Below are 17797 nucleotides of genomic sequence, written 5' to 3' on the forward strand. Positions count from 1 at the left end.
GGCGGTTGAATTCATAAAAAATCTCTTTCAGGCTGTCTATGTTGTTTTTCCTGAAATCTGCAATGGTGCGAAAATCCGGTTCTACACCGCCGATCATCCATTTCACTTCAAGATTTACTTTACAGCTTTCAGCCAGTTTCCGTGAAGAACGGATACCTTTCCTGCTTCCGTAAATATATATCTTATAAAGGCTCTTAGGATCGTAAGATGGACGGCCTTCTGCTGCCACAGGTTTTACACCGTATTTCCCTATATCAAGATGGTTCACAAACGCATCAATTATCCTTGCAATACTTTCTTTATCTACAAATGCGTCCCATGAACAGCACATCAGCTGGTCACGGTCAAAACCTGAAACATATGGCATCTCAATTCACCTCAGAACAATTTTTCTCTGGTTTCATTATACTATATCTGAAACATAGATGCACGATTTCTGTGTACTTTATTCAGTTTTCAATGTGCAATTTTAATTTATATTGAACGCTCACAAGAGCATATCAATCTTTTTCTCATCAGATTAGATTATCCGAGTTTTCGGACAGTCTCCCCTGTCGGGAAAATAAAGAAACGAAATTTGTTTTAAAAGTTTTCTAAAGAAAGTATAAAAATCTAACTGAGCCACAGACTGGACCCACTCAGCCTGTGGCTTCCTACATTCTCTGGTTGACATGCCAGTCATCATTTGCTACACTGAAATTACATATCTGGGAAAGTTCTAAGGCCGTTCGGTCAATCTGATTCCACATATGAAACTGAAATAAATATGGTGGAAACAGTACAACCGCACATATAAATTCTGTAGAAACGATGCTGTTTCCTCCATCATAAGGAAAGGAGCATGCAGATGCAGAATGAAAGAAAAAAACTGGAAGAGTTGAACCTGCTGGATGATTTTCTCTTCAATGCCATGATGACATATCCTGAAATGGGAGAGAAGTTTACACGAAAGATCCTGAAACTTTTGTTTAATAAGGAATTTCGAAATCTGAAAGTGATTGCACAGAAATCCTATGGGGGATTGAATACGGATTTCCGCAGAGGATCCGCTTTTATCATGCCATCATAGACAGCCGCAGTCTGAAATCAGGAGAGGATTTTGGAAAGTTAAAGAGAGTATACGTGATTTTTATCTGTAATTACGATCCTTTTGGTTACGATAGAGTGAAATACACAATACGAAACATGTGTGTAGAAGAACCGGAAATGCCATACGATGATGGTGCTCAGACAACTATCTTGTACACCAAAGGAACAAAAGACGATAATATTTCCGAAGAACTTCGACAATTCCTAAACTACATGGAGAACACAACCCAGACAAATGCAGTAAACGATACACTAAAAGATATCCAAAAAATGGTGGATATCGTAAAAAGAGACGGGGAGGTGTCACTGAGTTATATGAAAGGTTTTGAGAGAGATACTATGATGTACGAAAAAGGTCAAGAAGCTGAACGTCAAAATACAGAAAGGGAACGACAAAGAGCAGATTCTGCTGAAAAAGCAAGAGATGAAGCTGAGAATGCGCGGATTAGTGCTGAGGAAGAAAAAGCGAAAGCACAAAAAGAAGCAGCAGAGGCATTAAAACGGGTTGAAGAATTAGAAAAAGAGTTAGAACGGACAAAATGAAATGAGAGAAGAGGGACTGGGAATGCCCTGGCGGGGTCGCACCCCCTGTCGGGAAAATAAAGAAACGAAATTTGTTTTAAAAGTTTTCTAAAGAAAGTATAAAAATCTAACTGAGTCACAGACTGGAACGTTTTTTCTGGTTATAATACACCCATTATTTTTGAGTTGACTTTTTGGCACATTGCGCATATACTAACAGTAGCTAAGGAATGTGGTGAGATTCCGTGAAGCAAAGCAAAAGCCCTCAGAGTGCCAGCTCTGAGGGCTTTCTTGCTCGTTGCGGTGAGCTATTCCGTTTAGACTGTTGCTGTCTATCGTCTGCTGTCCAGCCATTTGCATATGTAGTAGCTAACTACGCCTGCTATAACAGAGACAAGAAATGTGGTGAGAATTTCTTCCATGGAATCCACCTCCTTTCTGCTGGAGGTTTGACAGCTTGTTATACTAAAGCCCCCAATACTGTGAATATGGGGAGACTTTTTGAATATATTTTATATTATATGATTGCAAATATATTTTATTTGCAGTAAAATATATTAAAAATAGAATAGAAAAGGAGTGATATCATGACCACCATTAGTTTACGTATGGACGATCAAATGAAAAAAGAGCTTGATGAGATGTGTGAAGCAATGGGAATGAATATTTCTACTTTCTACATGATTTATACTAAAAAAGCTCTGAGAGATCGTAGAATACCATTTGACATTGAAGCTCCGGCAGATCCATTTTATTCCGAACAGAATATGACACAGCTTCACAAATCTGTACAGCAGATAAAGGAAGGGAAAATCGTAACAAAAACAATGGAAGAGTTGGAGGCAATGGCAGGTGAGTAATATTTCATTTTCAGAAGATGCTTGGGAAGATTATCTTTACTGGCAACTTCAAGATAAAAAAACACTAAAGAAGATTAATGAATTGTTAAAAGAAATACAACGAACACCATTCTCAGGAAAAGGTGAACCAGAAAAACTTCGTGGTGATTTAAATGGAAAATGGAGTAGACGAATTAACCTTAAAGACCGTTTAGTTTACGAAATAACAGATGAAACAATTATTGTAATCCAATGTAAAGGGCATTACAGTGATAAATAAGGGCTGCACCAGCTGTGAAGAGGCTTGCTAAGACGGCCAGTCGGGGTTGCACCCCTTGTCGAGAGAATATTACATTCCAATACAGGGGAAGCCTGGCGGGGTCGCATCCTCTGTCGGGAAAATAAAGAAACGAAATTTGTTTTGAAAGTTTTCTAAAGAAAGTATAAAATCCAACTAAGTCACAGACTGGCACCACCCAGCCTGTGGCTTTTTTGCAGTAAAAGACCGATCAGGGGCGCCTCCCGTTGGGAAAGTGTCCGGATGATCTAATGCCGGATTCAGGCAACAATACATCCTCGTTGCCAGGCAAAACAATCTACTGCAATGCGGTCCGCTTTATCTGTGTCAGTGCCTTCGACACTGCAGGTATTGAAATGATGATCACCGTGATAATGCCCTCTGCCAGCAGATAGCTGTAATTGTATAAGATCGGATATACGGCTGTCAACGATTTCGGGAAATTGTCCGGCATATAGCTCATCCAATAAAGATAACCGCCCAGAGAATGAAAAGCTCCTCTGGCAATTACAGCTATTATGTATCCTTTCAGAAGTCCATGACTCTGTTTTGCAAATAATCCTGCCAGTCCAAGTGCTGCAAATGCAAGTATGTAATCACAGCATACCTGAAAAAATGAAAGTATATAAGGCTCCTGAATAAACTGCAGGATTCCGTAAGCAAACCCAGCCATAATACCTGTTCCGACTCCATACCAGTTTGCGATCAGAACAATAAAAAGCATACTGCAAAGAGTGACACTTCCTCCCCACGGCAGTTTGAAGATTTTCAGATAAGACGTAATAAAAGCAAGTGCAATAGCTACGGCACAGAATACCAGTTGTCTTGTGGTAAGCTTTTTCTTGTCTGAATTCTTCCCTGCAAAATAAATCGCCAGGAAAAACAAAATGATTCCGGCAATAATTGTAATTACATATCCGGCAGTTGTAAGTCCGCCATCAGCAGTTACCATAAAACCAAACATAAAATGACCTCCCTCTTTTTATTAAGTTTGTGTAATTGATTTTATCTGTTGTTCAGATACTAATTTATTATAAAGATTTTTTCATTTTTCGTCAATTGTTCCTGTTCTCATCTCAGCACGGGGAACCGGGACCCTGGCGGGGTCGCACCCTCTGTCGGGAAAATAAAGAAACGAAATTTGTTTTAAAAGTTTTCTAAAGAAAGTGTAAAAATCTAACTGAGTCACAGACTGGTTCACCCAGCCTGTGGCTTTTTCATATTCTAAGGTTGACATCCCATCTGCCATTTGCTACACTGAAATTACATATCTGGGAAAGTTCTAAGGCCGTTCGGTCAATCTGATTCCACATATGAAACTGAAATAAATATGGTGGAAACAGTACAACGGCACATATAAATTCTGTAGAAACGATGCTGTTTCCTCCATCATAAGGAAAGGAGCATGCAAATGCAGAATGAAAGAAAAAACTGGAAGAGTTAAACCTGCTGGATGATTTTCTCTTTAATGCCATGATGACATATCCTGAAATGGGAGAGAAGTTTACACGAAAGATTCTGAAACTTCTGTTTAACAAGGAGTTTCGAAATCTGAAAGTGATTGCACAGAAATCCTATGGGGGATTGAATACGGATTTCCGCAGAGGATCCGCTTTTATCATGCCATCATAGACAGCCGCAGTCTGAAATCAGGAGAGGATTTTGGAAAGTTAAAGAGAGTATACGTAATCTTTATCTGTAATTACGATCCTTTTGGTTACGACAGAGTGAAATATACAATACGAAATATGTGCGTAGAAGAACCGGAAATGCCATATGATGATGGTGCACAGACAACCGTACTGTATACTAAGGGAACAAAAGGTGATGACATATCCGAAGAACTCCGGCAGTTCCTAAACTATATGGAGAACACAACCCAGACAAACGCAGTAAATGATACACTGAAAGATATCCAGAAAATGGTGGATATCGTGAAGCGGGACGGGGAGGTGTCATTGAGTTATATGAAGGGATTTGAGAGAGATACGATCATGTATGAAAAAGGTCAGGCAGCTGAACGAAAAAATACAGAAAGAGAACGTCAGAGAGCGGATTCTGCTGAAAAAGCAAGGGATGAAGCCGAAAAAGAAAAAATGAAAGCACAAAAAGAAACCACAGAAGCACTTAAAAGAGTAGCTGAACTGGAGAAACTTCTGCAATGTAAACCGACTGAGACTAAATAGAATTTCTCCAAAAGGACCACATTGGGGTCGCACCCCCTGTCGGGATTAAAACGAAATCACAGATTAACAAATATCCGTAAAAACTATTTGAATCAGACCATATCTGAGATCATAAATCGAAAACCAAGATTTATATGTATTGAAGATCTGAATGTCAGCGGAATGATGAAAAACAGACATTTATCCAAAGCAGTCCAGGAACAGGGATTTTTTTGGTTTAGAAAACAGCTCGAATACAAATGCAGCGATAAAGGGATTCAGCTTATTGTGGCTGATCGGTTTTATCCATCATCAAAGCTTTGCAGCTGTTGTGGAAATATCAAAAAAGCTTTGAAGTTATCTGACAGAGTTTATAGATGTGAGTGTGGGAATATGATTGACAGAGACTTCCAGGCATCTATAAATCTCAAGACTTATGGAGAACAATTTGCAAGCTGACACTGAAACGTTAATGCAAATATGTACGGATACGTTAGTCCGGAATTTACGCCTATGGAGAGTACAAGAACTTGTGAGTAGATTGATATTTATATCATCAAAAGCATACTCGTTGAAGTAGGAATGGAATATAGAAGTTTATAACTTTTTATAAGTTTTTAGTAACGGAGAGGAGTTGTGATGATGGAATTATCTGAAGAAAAGATTTGTGCAAGATGTGAAGATTGCAATCTTCCAGAGAGGGTTTTTCGTGAAATTACTATGTTTGCAAAAAAACATTCTATCCAAAAAGTGATTCTCTTTGGTTCCCGGTCCAGAGGAACGCAGAGAGAGAGAAGCGATATAGATATAGCAGTATATGGTGGGGATTTTGATTCTTTTTATTGGGATATCAAAGAAAATGTACATTCATTGCTGAGATTTGATATTGTTGAGGCAGATGGAGATATTTCGGAAGAGTTAAGGGAAGAAATTGTGAAGGATGGTGTGGTGATTTATGAAAAAGCTTGATAATTTTTCAAATTGTCTGTCCATACTGAAGAACGCAGATTTTGTGCTGGCGGATTCTAACGATATTTACAGAACAGGCGTGATTGGGCAGTTTAACCTGACTTTTGAGTTAGCATGGAAAGCCCTGCAGGAGGTTTTGAGATTGCATGGCGTTCAGGGGGCGGAGACAGGTTCACCCAGAGAAATATTGCAGGTGGGATATCAGTGTGGTTTTGTAAATGATTCAGCAGTATGGCTTCTTATGTTAAAAAAGCGCAATACTTCTGTACACATTTACAATGAAACTCAGGTTGATGAAATGATACTCCTTATACGCGACAGCTTTATTCCGGCATTTATGAAACTGGAAGAGATTCTGCGATGTAAAATTGCTGAGATCCAATAACATAAGGTCACAGACTGGAACCCACCCAGCCTGTGGCTTTTTTTCGGAATGTCTGTTATAATACAGGAAAGTAAAATTACCTGTGAAAGGAAAATCTATGGAACTGACAGCAGAAAATGTTAAAGGGGAAAAAACAAAATATCGTCTTGCGCAGTCGATGAAAGAGTGTATGAAGACAACAACCGTAGACAACATTACGGTAAAACAGATTACAGAAAACTGTGGCCTTACCAGGCAGACTTTTTACCGAAATTTCATGGATAAATTTGACCTGATTAACTGGTATTTTGATAAACTCCTGGCAAAATCCTTTGAGCATATGGGAATGGGAAAAACAGTTTATGATGCACTGGTAAAGAAGTTTACCTATATTCAAGAAGAGCATATTTTCTTTGCAGCAGCCTTTAATTATGACAGCCAGAACAGTCTGCGCCAGCATGATTTTGAACTGATCCTGGCTTTCTATGAAAATCTCATCCATGAGAAAACAGGAAAAATTCCGGATGAGACCATACATTGTATTCTGGAAATGTACTGCCAGAGTTCTATTTATATGACTGTAAAATGGGTGCAGGGAGAGTTGAAATGTGAACCGGAGGGACTGGCGAAAATTTTAGTTGATGGAATGCCTGGGAAACTCTCTCAGCTGTTTGAAGAACTGGAGATATTGTCATAAACATAACAGATTAGTGCACAATTTTACCTGATTATTTTCGTATTTATTGCACAAAGTTAGTGAGAAAGTTACATTTGAGCGAAAGTGTAACTTTCTTTTTTAAATTTACATTGTTAGAATAATAACAAAGATGAGCGTTGCGGAAACTTATCTGTAAAGAATTTTAACCGAACAATGTAAAATACTGAAAGGAATGGAAAACATTATGGCAAACAGAATTAACTTAAATCAGACATCTTATCACGGAGCAGGAGCAATCGAGGAAATCGCAAACGAAGCAAAAGCACATGGCTTTAAGAAAGCTTTCGTTTGCTCTGACCCTGACCTTGTAAAATTCCATGTAACAAGCAAAGTTACAGATATTCTTGAGAAAAACGGACTTGCATATGAACTGTATTCAGATATTAAACCGAACCCGACAATCGAGAACGTACAGCACGGTGTTCAGGCATTCAAGGATTCAGGTGCAGATTATCTAATCGCAATCGGCGGTGGTTCTTCCATGGATACCTCCAAAGCAATCGGTATCATCATTGCAAATCCTGAATTTGAAGATGTAAGAAGTCTGGAAGGAACAGCTCCTACCAAGAAACCTTGCGTACCGATCATTGCAGTTCCCACAACAGCAGGTACAGCAGCAGAGGTAACCATCAACTACGTTATCACTGATGTAGAAAGAAAACGTAAATTCGTATGTGTTGACCCACATGATATGCCGATCATTGCAATCATTGATTCTGAAATGATGTCCTCCATGCCAAAAGGACTGACAGCTTCCACAGGTATGGATGCCCTGACTCATGCAATCGAAGGATATACAACAAAAGCTGCATGGGAAATGACAGATATGTTCCATTTAAAGGCAATTGAGCTGATTTCCAAATCTCTCCGCGGTGCTGTTGAAAACACAAAAGAAGGCCGTGAAGGAATGGCTCTTGGCCAGTACATTGCAGGTATGGGATTCTCTAACGTAGGTCTTGGAATCGCTCATTCCATGGCTCATACACTTGGTGCTGTTTATGACACACCACACGGTGTTGCCTGCGCAATGATGCTTCCGATCGTTATGGAATACAATCAGGAATGCACAGGGGAGAAATATCGTGAGATCGCCAGAGCAATGGGTGTCAAAGGTGTAGATGAAATGTCTCAGGATGAGTACAGAAAAGCAGCAATCGAGGCTGTTAAGAAGCTTTCTGTTGATGTAGGAATCCCGACTAAACTGGAAGCAATCAAAGAAGAAGATCTTCAGTTCCTGGCAGAATCCGCACACGCAGATGCATGCGCACCAGGAAATCCAAAAGATGCAAGCGTAGAAGATCTGAAAGATCTGTTCCGCAAGATTATGTAATGAATCACTTTTGCAAAATAAAAAAGCAAAAAGCAGCTATTAAGGCCACAGACTGGAACCCACCCAGCCTGTGGCTTTCTTCATTCCGTGGTTGACACGCCGGCCATCATTTGCTACACTAAAATCACATATCTGGGAAAGTTCTAAGGCTGTTCGGTCAATCTGATTCCACATATGAAACTGAAATAAATATGGTGGAAACAGTACAACGGCACATATAAATTCTGTAGAAACGATGCTGTTTCCTCCATCATAGGGAAAGGAGCATGCAGATGCAGAATGAAAGAAAAAAACTGGAAGAGTTAAACCTGCTGGATGATTTTCTCTTCAATGCCATGATGACATATCCTGAAATGGGAGAGAAGTTTACACGAAAGATCCTGAAACTATTGTTTAACAGGGACTTTCAAAATCTGAAAGTGATCGCACAGAAATCCTATGGGGGATTGAATACGCATTTCCGCAGAGGATCCGCTTTTATCATGCCATCATAGACAGCCGCAGTCTGAAATCAGGAGAGGATTTTGGAAAGTTAAAGAGAGTATACGTAATCTTTATTTGTAATTACGATCCTTTTGGTTACGACAGAGTGAAATATACAATACGAAATATGTGTGTGGAAGAACCGGAAATGCCATACGATGATGGTGCTCAGACAACCGTATTGTATACTAAGGGTACAAAGGGTGATGACATATCCGAAGAGCTCCGGCAGTTTTTAAAGTATATGGAGAATACAACCCAGACAAATGCCGTAAATGATACACTGAAGGATATCCAGAAAATGGTGGATATCGTGAAGCGGGACGGGGAGGTGTCGTTAAGCTATATGAAGGGATTTGAGAGAGATACAATCATGTATGAAAAAGGTCAGGCAGCTGAACGCAAAAATACAGAAAGAGAACGCCAGAGAGCAGATTCTGCTGAAAAAGCAAGGGATGAAGCTGAAAATGTAAGGGACGAAGCTGAAAAAGCAAGGATGATTGCTGAAGAAGAAAAAATAAAAGCCCAGAAAGAGACGGCAGAAGCACTTAAAAGAGTTGCTGAACTGGAAGCGCTTCTGCAATGTAAACCGACTGAGACTAAATAAAATTTCTCTAATAAAGTCATAGACTGGAGCCTACCCAGCCTGTGACTTTCTGTTAGATTGTACTTTCATTATATATAGTCAAACTGAATCATCTTTCTGATTGACTGCAACAGCGATTATGTTATATAAGAGTTTTCTTCTTTTCTCTTGCCTCTTGCCATCTTTGCGGGATACCATTTTTCGAACCATATTGTAAAAAATCCCATCAAGATTGGAATTAAATTGTTTACAATGATAAGCAGATTTCCAAACCCGGCTCCTCTAAGCAGAAAGGTCCAGACTGCTGTCAGTACATATAACAATCCCCATGCCGCTGCAAGAATATAATTTGTCTTCATGAAGAGAGGGTTTTGATGTGCACTTTCACCACCATAATTGTATTTTACATAGGCAGCGCATAAAGGTTCTTTTGTCAGGCATGAAAGCAGCCAGAACAATCCAAACACAAGATATCCTATATTTGTAGGAATATCTCCATTCCCGGTTACATTTGCTGCTGCGGAAAGTACAGCAACGGCTATCATAGAGAGTTGATCCCAGATCTCAAATTCATGATTTCTCATAATAAACGGTATGGCTGCCACTACGACAAGAGCTATCAAAGCCCCCACTTTAGGAGTGATAGAAACAGCAGTCCAAAAGGCAATCCATGGTATAAGCATTGTCATCATAGAAGGATTTTTCTTCTCAATCATGTTTGGGGATTTTTTCTCAGGATTTTTAACCGCAGATGTGTTTCCAAAGAATTTATCCCAATTGATCATTAAGGAGAAATCGCCGGATACCGTATACATCTGTTTTCCCAATGCTTCTGCGCCACCAATTTCTCCACGAGAAATAGCTGACCATACAGAAAAAGGTGTATCGATGCGAGTAGTTGGAGAAAGGCTTCCATCTGTAAAAATTTGGCTTCCAGTCTGGTTAAGTCGAATCTGATACGTATGATCCAAATCGGTAAAATGTATCTCAAGTACGCGTTCTTTTCCGTCATAGGCATCTTTATTGTAAAGGGCAGCCATTTGCCGGGTAAATACAAGATCCTCAGGTTCTTTCTCGCCGGTCGTTTTGTTAATACCCCAGCTGGCATCTGCCATTTTTTCAAATACATCCCTGGGATATAAAAGTGTATGGAGCACAGCATCTGTTTCTTTCGATATTGCTCCTGCCATTGCATATTCAGTGCCTGCACATTTTACTGCAGCAAGATATTCATTTGTTCTCACTGACAATTCCTTTACACGAAACAATTCTCCCTGACCGCAAAAAATGGTCGTATAATTTCCCTTGCCAAGGAAATGGTCAAACATCCGCAATACACTGTCATAATTTTCGTCGGCAGAATAAAATCCACAGGTAGAGATTAATACATGTCTCTTGCCTTCCATATCATATCTGGCATCATGACTGCCGCTTCCGTATCCGTCCTGCCTTGAACTCATAAAAGGAAGACTCATAGGAAGCTGACGATCGATCAAATTCTTTAACATACCGGGAACATTAAAATAGTACAGTGGAAAAGACCATAAAATTAGATCAGCACGAATCAGTTTTTTAATGACTGTTTGCATATCATCATTTATACAGCATCTCCCGGGTGTTTTCTGCCAGCATGCAAAGCATCCCTTACACGCACCTATATTCATTGAAGCTATATGCAGTTCATCAACAGATAACTCTTCTTTATTACTCGTACATCCGTTTTCTAATCCCTTAATAAAGCTGTATGCAAGCTTTAATGAATTACTTCTTTTGCCTTTTGGGCTTCCGTTGATCAGAAGTATCTTCATCTCTATGCCCTCCATTCCTTTATTCCTGATAATGAAAGTGTACCCTTTCATATGTGGATTGTCAACAAAACCAGAGGGGGTATGAAATAAAGAAAAAATATTAGTTACTGTTCACTGGTAATATCCCGCGAGGTGTTTTTTGCGAACGAAGGTCACAGAAAACCCGAGACATACCGCGCGACTTTATGCGATTAGCATGAAGTCTGTGCATCACGAAGCGTGTTGCTGTGAACAGTAACAAATATTATTATTGTACTGTATGATGAGTAAGTGGTATAATAATACATATTTATATTGCTGGAAAATAGCACGGTTTGCACATTGGGGTCGTGCACATTGGGGTCACAGACTGGAACCCACCCAGCCTGTGGCTTTTTACAGTAAAATGGATAAAAGCCTTGACAGCAGGAAATAAAATTTCTTTCCTGAATCAGATATTGGCTGTTTTCTCCGGAAGCTATGTAGTGGTTCTGGGAATCTATTATAAGCTTCAGACTTTTTTATATCTGCTTTACAGCATCAGAGACATTGATGGGAATGTTTACTGAGAACCCGGAAACTATAAGACTTGGCACTGCTGCATTGCAGGTTATCAGTATTGGATTCATCCCATCTGCCATCTCTGTTACAGCTTCAGGTGCATTAGAAGGACTGGGCAAAGGTACTCAGTCCCTGGTGATTTCACTGTTAAGATATATTATCGTGATTCTTCCGGTAGCTTATCTGCTGTGCTATTTTGCCGGGGCAGGTGCTGTGTGGAATGCGTTCTGGATCTGTGAATATATAACAGCAGTAGCAGTAGGTGTCGGGATAAAGAACAGCTTCGTGATGAATTGAGAGAATATGCCAATATGCTGGTAGAAATTGAGGGCCGTTTTGAACAGTATAATGAAACAGATCGTCAACAGGACAGACGGAAAATTTTAATAAAATAGGTTGTATTCTAGCTAGAATAAGAGTATTCTATAGATAGAAGCTTTAGATAAAATCATATAATGTTTAGAAAGAGGTGTAGATTATGACAATAGATACAAATACAATGGTATCAATTACAGAAGCTAACCAGAATTTTTCAAAGGTCACAAGAGTTGTTGATAAACATGGAACAGCAGTAATCCTAAAGAACAATGTTCCCAGATATCTTGTAATTGATTTTAGTAAAGCAGAAGCACAGAAAATAGCAGATGTAGAAGATGTGGCAACAATTTCGGAACGATTAATAAAACAGAATATGGAAGCATATAAGGAGCTGGCTAAATGATAATTCTCAGCAAAGAACAAGTACTAATGATGCATAGACAGCTAATATCTGTGACTGGTGGAAGTGATGGAATTAGAGATGAAGGAATGCTGGATTCTGCATTGCTGAATCCTTTTCAGTCATTTGGAGGAGAAGAACTTTATCCAAGTATTCAGGCTAAGGCGGCACAATTATGCTTTGGATTAGTGAAAAATCATGCAATGATTGACGGAAACAAGAGATTAGGTGCGCATGTAATGCTTGTATTTTTGATGCTGAATGGATATGAGCTAATTTATATTCAGGAAGAATTGGTTGATATTATTTTAGAATTGGCAGCAGGTAAGAAGAATGTGGATGATATTTTACAATGGATTATCTTACATCAGAAAGAATGATGAAATATTCCGGATGAGACCATACATTGTATTCTGGAAATGTACTGCCAGAGTTCTATTTATATGACTATAAAATGGGTGCTGGGAGAGTTGGAATGTGCACCGGAGGGACTGGCAAAAATTTTAGTTGAGGGGATGCCTGGGAAACTCTCTCAGTTGTTTGAAAAACTGGAAATATTGTCATAAACATAACAGATTAGTGCACAATTTTATCTGATTATTTTCGTATTTATTGCACAAACTTAGTGAGAAAGTTACATTTGAGCGAAAGTGTAACTTTCTTTTTAAATTTACATTGTTAGAATAATAACAAAGATGAGCGCTGCGGAATGAATCACTTTTGCTTTTTTATTTGGGTTGCTGTGACCTTTTGTTCGTGATAAAGTATATTTATATTTAAGCGAATCAAGTAAGTCCTCACTTCCATTGTGAAAAGCAATAAGCAGTGGGCGGTAACTTGCTTGTATCAAAAGGAGGACAAACTAATGAAAAAGAAAAAATTCAGAAAAAAAGGTCTGTTCGCACTTTTACTCCTGTGCCTTTTCATCATGTCTGCCAGTGTGACAGTATCTGCTGCCACCAATCTGCTGACCTCTGTAAAACAGGCAAAAGAAGGAACCTGGAAGAGGGATACCCAAGGACGCAAATATGTCTATACTGACGGCCGCCATCCAAAATCCCGCTGGTTAAAAGTAAAAGGCAAATGCTACAGCTTTGACGCCCATGGCTATGTAGAAACAGGCTGGAAAGACTACAAAGGCGAAAGATATTATCTTTCCGAAGTGAAGGGAAAAGAAGGTCAGCTTCTCACAGGCTTACAGAAGGTCAAAGGTAAAACCTACTACCTTTCCAAAACCAGTGGACAGCTATTGCACGGCTGGCAGATGATTAATGGAAAACGTTACTACTTCGGAAAGAAAACCGGAGCTATGAGTAAGAAGAAATGGATTGGAAGCCGCTATGTATCTGCTGACGGCTCTGTCACCAAGGTAAAACAGACTTCGAAATCCCGCCTGATCATCCTGGGGGACTGTCGTGTAGCTTCTATGCGTGACTGCAGAATCGGAAATGCTATTTATATCGGAAAAGTATCCATGGGATACAACTGGCTCAGATCCACTGCCGGACCAATGCTGGAATCTTATCTGGCCTCTTACCCGGAATCAACGGTTGTATTTGGCTTCGGACTGAACGATTATCTGTATCAGCAGGCAAACTATCTGACATATTATCGTTCCTTTATTGCCAGCCATCCCAGGGCAAATATTTATCTTATGTCCATCAATCCGGTAATCGGTGTGGGTGCTTACAACGTAAGTAATGCTACGATCCGTCCCTTTAATGATGCGCTGAGAAATAATTTCCCGGATAATTATCTGGACTGCTTTAGCCATTTACAGAAAGTAGGCTATTATGCTGCTGACGGACAACACTATAATACGGCTACTTACCGCAAGATCTATGATTATATTGTAAAAGCTACCGGCTGGGTTTCATAATCCCCAAAGGGGCTGTCTGAATAGGCAGCCTTTTTTTGTTCCTCAGTAAAAATATCTTTAAGTAAAGTAGATACTTTACTTTATATTTTATAATATTCATGTTATAATGGTTTTGTAAAGTCATTACTTTCATTTTTGTTAAATATTTCGAAATATTAAGTATAATATATAAATTTAATTAAAGGAGGTTTTTACTATGGAAATTGGAGGTTTTTTCCCCTATCAACCTGTTGGCTCTGAGCCAAACAACTATGTGGAGCATACCTGCCCTGATCCCGGGGACACCGCTCATCTAATGTCCGGCCGTTGTGCCATTTATTACTGTCTGAGGGATCTGATGTTAACAGATCAAAAGCGTGTGGCATATCTGCCTTCCTATGACTGCGAAACAGTTCTGGGCTGCTTTGTAAAAGCAGGATATGAAATTCATTATTATGATTTTGACAAAAATCTTTCCCCTGTATTTGAGGAAGAGATGATTCCTCAGATCAGTGTTCTCCTTGTCTGTGGATACTATGGCTATCCTACCTATAATGAGGATTTTATCAAAAAATGTAAAGCCAGTGGCGTTTCTGTAATAGTGGATACCACCCATACAGCATTTTCTCCGCTGCCGGCCTGTCCGGATGCTGACTATATTGCCGTCAGTCTCCGAAAATGGATGGGTGTTGCCTCCGGTGGTCTTGCCATCAAGCGAAAGGGCACCTTTGGCGTAAAGCCTATTCCAATCAATAAAGAACAGTTTTCCCTTAGAGATCAGGCTCTTCAATCCCGAGAGACCTACGAGCATACCGGAAATGAGGACTATAATAAAGAAGGCAATGATGTTTTCTGGAAAGCGGAATTTATGCTTCGTGAAATTTTCGATATCCAGGAAGGGGATGAAGCTTCCCTTAAAACGATTCTTCATTATCCATTCCGGGATGCGATCCGTAAACGCCAGGAAAATTACCGTTACCTTCTGGAACACCTGCCGGAACGCTCCGATATCCGACCGGTATTTCCTTATCTCTCAGATGATATCTGTCCTATGTTTTTCCCTTTCTTTGTGGAAAACCGGGACAACCTGATCAGGCATCTGGCAGACAGGCACATTCCGCCTAAGGTTTACTGGCCTGTACCACCTTTTGTAAAGGTTGAAGACTATCCGGGAGCCCAATATATTTATTCCCATATCATGTCTGTCAGCTGTGATGAGCGCTTTAACACAGACGATATGCAGAAAATCGTAGAAGCCTTTGAAAACTATTAAAGATCTTAAAGCATTTTGAGAATATCCGTTTGATAAATCTAATCAGGCCACAGACTGGAAATCACCAGTTTGTGGCTTCTTCATCTTCTCAGGTTGACATCCCATCTGTCGTTTGCTACACTAAAACCACATATCTGACAAAGGAATGGGAAGTATGAAGAAGAAAAAAATTATAATTTTATCTATTATGATAATTGTGGTTGCCTTACTCCTTGAAGCGAGTATTCTGAAATATGTTAATGACAGAAATGCCCAGAGAACCTCAAAGGTGCTTCTTGATCGTGTGATTACTGTGCTTGATAAAAATGATGAGAGCAGGAATGAGCTGATCGAATCGTTAAAGGACGATTATATTGTAAGGGCTAAAGCAGTGTCATATATGATTGATGCCTATCCGGCGGTAGAATATGATGTGGATGAGCTGCAGAAAATAGCAAAATTAATGGCCGTTGATGAGATACATCTGTTTGATGATCAGGGAACTATTTACAGTGGTTCTGCACCCAGGTATTTTGGCTATAATTTTGATTCCGGTGCGCAGATGGAGTATTTTAAGCCCATGCTTAAGAATAAATCGCTGACCATGTGCCAGGATGTTACTCCAAATACTGCAGAGGGAATGAAAATGATGTATGCCATCACCTGGAATGAAGACGGAACCAAGATGATCCAGGTGGGAATTGAGCCAAAGAGACTTCTCAATGAAATAAAGCAGAATAACATTTCCAATGTAGTTGCCGGAATGCCGGTATATAAAGGCATTGAAATTATAGTTGCAGATGGGGATAGACAGATAATAGAAGGAGCTACGGACAGTAGCAAATTAGGAAAAAAACTGGAAGATGTGGGGATATCATCGGATTATGTCAGTGATGACGATGCGACTGTAATACAGATCAGAATGGATGGAAAGCGCTGCAGATGCATGGTGCGCCAGAATGATAACTATATTGTTATTGTAACTGTAGAGGATTCGTTTTACCAGCAGGGCGGCATGATTGCTATTTTTATAGTAGGCGCATATTTGGTACTGGCATCCTGCTGTATAACCTATATGTTTTCCAAAGTGATGAAAGAAAGACTGGAAAAAGAAAAACTGATATACACCTCAAATACGGATGAGCTTACCAGATGTTTAAACAGGCATGCATATGAAAATGATATGAAAAAGCTTAATCTTAGTGAGGAATGGGTATACATTTCTGTAGATCTGAACGGATTAAAACGGGCAAATGATTCTTATGGCCATATGGCAGGAGATGAGCTTATATGCGCAGCGGCAGATTGCATGAGAGACAGCTTTCATGAGTATGGAAAGGTATACAGAATCGGTGGAGATGAATTTGCAGTGATCATTACAGAGAATCCAAGCCAGGTGGAAGCGCTGATACATAACTTCGATTCCAATGTGGCAAACTGGCATGGAAAGTTTGTTGATTCAATGACTGTGTCATACGGATGGGTTTTCAGCACAGAGAGAAACTGGGATAGTGCATATGAAATTTCAAAAGCTGCAGATGCAAGAATGTATCAGAGTAAGGAACGCTACTATACGGAAAGCGGTGCAGACAGAAGATAGGCAGAGAACAAAAAAGTCACAGACTGGTGTCAAAACCGGTCTGTGGCTTTTGTAGTTGCGTTGCTATTTGGGAGTGTGTCTTTGTATTTTGGATAGTCTTCGGTAATTACTTTTTCGTATGCATCGTAGGCGGCTTCTAAAGAGTCGTATTTTTTATCGTCAGAAAGATATTTAGCATAATTACGTCCCTGTAGTTCTCTTGGGGCAATTACTACATAGTTTGAGTTGGTTGTCCTTTTTGTGGTTATTGTTTCGGAAATATAAAATTTTCCATCATTAGTGCTGATTATAACCGGGATTTTTTGACCTTCACCAATTGTAGTGGTACTTATTCCCTCCAGAGTGACTTCGGCCACTATTTCATCATATGCTGCACGAACATTTGTCAGATCCACAGACTCACGGCTTCGCTCTACATATTTCGTATAAGCCGGTGCCAGGATTCCGATGAGAACTGCCAGAACCGAATATCCGATTGACCAATATTTCCGAAAAAATTCCTTGTAACGCCTGACAAACCGTGTTAATATAAGCAAAAGCATATTTTCTTATTTCTTCAAATCCAATCCTTTATTTTCTATACAGATTCAAGATCTGTTCTTTCGGAAAAGTCATGCTTTTATTTTCATTATTCATTTTAAGCAGGAGTTTTCTAAAA

Annotated in this window: 21 protein-coding genes and 2 pseudogenes; 19 read left to right on the plus strand and 4 right to left on the minus strand. The window is 39.6% G+C overall.

Going from position 1 to position 17797, the window contains the following annotated elements; genetic code table 11:
• The coding region (locus ACTNDS_RS10340; RefSeq protein ID WP_441035527.1) for a transposase at window positions 1–367 on the minus strand (367 nt) is incomplete at its 3' end.
• A gap of 480 nt (window positions 368–847) precedes the next feature.
• Here ACTNDS_RS10340 and ACTNDS_RS10345 point away from each other — a divergent pair.
• The 4 genes from ACTNDS_RS10345 to ACTNDS_RS10360 all read left to right on the plus strand — a co-directional run bounded on the left by ACTNDS_RS10345 (window position 848) and on the right by ACTNDS_RS10360 (window position 2730).
• Window positions 848–1069 carry a hypothetical protein gene (locus ACTNDS_RS10345; RefSeq protein ID WP_303242499.1) on the plus strand — a complete coding sequence of 74 codons (222 nt, stop codon included), beginning with the start codon at window positions 848–850 and terminating at the stop codon, window positions 1067–1069.
• Window positions 1070–1206: 137 nt separating this feature from the next.
• Window positions 1207–1632: a hypothetical protein gene (locus tag ACTNDS_RS10350; RefSeq protein WP_441035529.1), complete on the plus strand. Its 426-nt coding sequence runs from the start codon at window positions 1207–1209 to the stop codon at window positions 1630–1632.
• A 566-nt stretch (window positions 1633–2198) separates the two neighbouring features.
• Window positions 2199–2471: a type II toxin-antitoxin system RelB/DinJ family antitoxin gene (locus tag ACTNDS_RS10355; protein WP_441035531.1), complete on the plus strand. Its 273-nt coding sequence runs from the start codon at window positions 2199–2201 to the stop codon at window positions 2469–2471.
• Complete coding sequence (locus ACTNDS_RS10360) at window positions 2464–2730, plus strand: Txe/YoeB family addiction module toxin (RefSeq protein WP_441035533.1); 267 nt, start codon at window positions 2464–2466, stop codon at window positions 2728–2730. Before ACTNDS_RS10355 ends, ACTNDS_RS10360 begins: the two co-directional genes overlap by 8 nt.
• A 316-nt stretch (window positions 2731–3046) precedes the next feature.
• Here ACTNDS_RS10360 and ACTNDS_RS10365 read toward each other — a convergent pair whose 3' ends face one another.
• Entirely contained in the window at window positions 3047–3712 is a 666-nt protein-coding gene (locus tag ACTNDS_RS10365) for an energy-coupled thiamine transporter ThiT (protein WP_186994288.1), read from the minus strand.
• A 763-nt stretch (window positions 3713–4475) separates the two neighbouring features.
• On the opposite strand from ACTNDS_RS10365, the gene ACTNDS_RS10370 reads away from it, so the two are divergent.
• From ACTNDS_RS10370 to ACTNDS_RS10405, 8 genes and pseudogenes are all read left to right on the plus strand, one after another.
• The gene (locus ACTNDS_RS10370) at window positions 4476–4934 is read left to right on the plus strand and encodes a hypothetical protein (RefSeq protein ID WP_441035535.1); all 459 of its coding nucleotides are present in this window, start codon (window positions 4476–4478) and stop codon (window positions 4932–4934) included.
• Between the two features lie 45 nt (window positions 4935–4979).
• A pseudogene (locus ACTNDS_RS10375) lies at window positions 4980–5372 on the plus strand (RNA-guided endonuclease InsQ/TnpB family protein); the annotation flags it as partial.
• A gap of 183 nt (window positions 5373–5555) precedes the next feature.
• Window positions 5556–5882 carry a nucleotidyltransferase family protein gene (locus ACTNDS_RS10380; protein ID WP_441035661.1) on the plus strand — a complete coding sequence of 109 codons (327 nt, stop codon included), beginning with the start codon at window positions 5556–5558 and terminating at the stop codon, window positions 5880–5882.
• Window positions 5869–6267 (plus strand): HI0074 family nucleotidyltransferase substrate-binding subunit, encoded by a 399-nt coding sequence (locus tag ACTNDS_RS10385; RefSeq protein WP_441035537.1) that lies wholly within the window; start codon window positions 5869–5871, stop codon window positions 6265–6267. The genes ACTNDS_RS10380 and ACTNDS_RS10385 overlap by 14 nt, the downstream gene beginning before the upstream one ends.
• A gap of 97 nt (window positions 6268–6364) precedes the next feature.
• The gene (locus tag ACTNDS_RS10390) at window positions 6365–6943 is read left to right on the plus strand and encodes a TetR/AcrR family transcriptional regulator (RefSeq protein ID WP_441035539.1); all 579 of its coding nucleotides are present in this window, start codon (window positions 6365–6367) and stop codon (window positions 6941–6943) included.
• A gap of 205 nt (window positions 6944–7148) precedes the next feature.
• Window positions 7149–8294 (plus strand): lactaldehyde reductase, encoded by a 1146-nt coding sequence (gene fucO / locus ACTNDS_RS10395; protein ID WP_441035541.1) that lies wholly within the window; start codon window positions 7149–7151, stop codon window positions 8292–8294.
• A 272-nt stretch (window positions 8295–8566) separates the two neighbouring features.
• The gene (locus ACTNDS_RS10400; protein WP_441035543.1) at window positions 8567–8788 is read left to right on the plus strand and encodes a hypothetical protein; all 222 of its coding nucleotides are present in this window, start codon (window positions 8567–8569) and stop codon (window positions 8786–8788) included.
• A gap of 137 nt (window positions 8789–8925) precedes the next feature.
• The gene (locus ACTNDS_RS10405) at window positions 8926–9384 is read left to right on the plus strand and encodes a hypothetical protein (RefSeq protein ID WP_441035545.1); all 459 of its coding nucleotides are present in this window, start codon (window positions 8926–8928) and stop codon (window positions 9382–9384) included.
• A 116-nt stretch (window positions 9385–9500) separates the two neighbouring features.
• Here the strand turns inward: ACTNDS_RS10405 and ACTNDS_RS10410 are convergent, their stop codons facing one another.
• Window positions 9501–11171, minus strand: coding sequence for a flavodoxin family protein (locus tag ACTNDS_RS10410; RefSeq protein WP_441035547.1), 1671 nt, complete (start codon window positions 11169–11171; stop codon window positions 9501–9503).
• Window positions 11172–11587: 416 nt separating this feature from the next.
• Between ACTNDS_RS10410 and ACTNDS_RS10415 the strand changes: the two are divergent.
• From ACTNDS_RS10415 to ACTNDS_RS10445, 7 genes and pseudogenes are all read left to right on the plus strand, one after another.
• Window positions 11588–12008 (plus strand): annotated as a pseudogene (locus tag ACTNDS_RS10415) (MATE family efflux transporter); the annotation flags it as partial.
• 181 nt (window positions 12009–12189) lie between these two features.
• Complete coding sequence (locus tag ACTNDS_RS10420; protein WP_441035549.1) at window positions 12190–12432, plus strand: type II toxin-antitoxin system Phd/YefM family antitoxin; 243 nt, start codon at window positions 12190–12192, stop codon at window positions 12430–12432.
• Window positions 12429–12809, plus strand: coding sequence for a type II toxin-antitoxin system death-on-curing family toxin (locus ACTNDS_RS10425; protein WP_441035551.1), 381 nt, complete (start codon window positions 12429–12431; stop codon window positions 12807–12809). The genes ACTNDS_RS10420 and ACTNDS_RS10425 overlap by 4 nt, the downstream gene beginning before the upstream one ends.
• A 63-nt stretch (window positions 12810–12872) precedes the next feature.
• Window positions 12873–12995, plus strand: a complete 123-nt coding sequence (locus ACTNDS_RS10430) for a hypothetical protein (protein WP_441035553.1) — start codon at window positions 12873–12875, stop codon at window positions 12993–12995.
• A gap of 299 nt (window positions 12996–13294) precedes the next feature.
• Window positions 13295–14308: a hypothetical protein gene (locus tag ACTNDS_RS10435; protein WP_441035555.1), complete on the plus strand. Its 1014-nt coding sequence runs from the start codon at window positions 13295–13297 to the stop codon at window positions 14306–14308.
• 196 nt (window positions 14309–14504) lie between these two features.
• Window positions 14505–15560: a hypothetical protein gene (locus ACTNDS_RS10440; RefSeq protein ID WP_441035557.1), complete on the plus strand. Its 1056-nt coding sequence runs from the start codon at window positions 14505–14507 to the stop codon at window positions 15558–15560.
• A gap of 154 nt (window positions 15561–15714) precedes the next feature.
• Window positions 15715–17139, plus strand: a complete 1425-nt coding sequence (locus ACTNDS_RS10445; RefSeq protein WP_441035559.1) for a GGDEF domain-containing protein — start codon at window positions 15715–15717, stop codon at window positions 17137–17139.
• Between the two features lie 29 nt (window positions 17140–17168).
• Here the strand turns inward: ACTNDS_RS10445 and ACTNDS_RS10450 are convergent, their stop codons facing one another.
• Window positions 17169–17675 carry a hypothetical protein gene (locus tag ACTNDS_RS10450; protein WP_441035561.1) on the minus strand — a complete coding sequence of 169 codons (507 nt, stop codon included), beginning with the start codon at window positions 17673–17675 and terminating at the stop codon, window positions 17169–17171.
• Between the last annotated feature and the right edge of the window lie 122 nt (window positions 17676–17797).

Source organism: Blautia sp. HCP3S3_C12 (assembly GCF_052064155.1).
GTDB lineage: Bacteria > Bacillota > Clostridia > Lachnospirales > Lachnospiraceae > Blautia_A.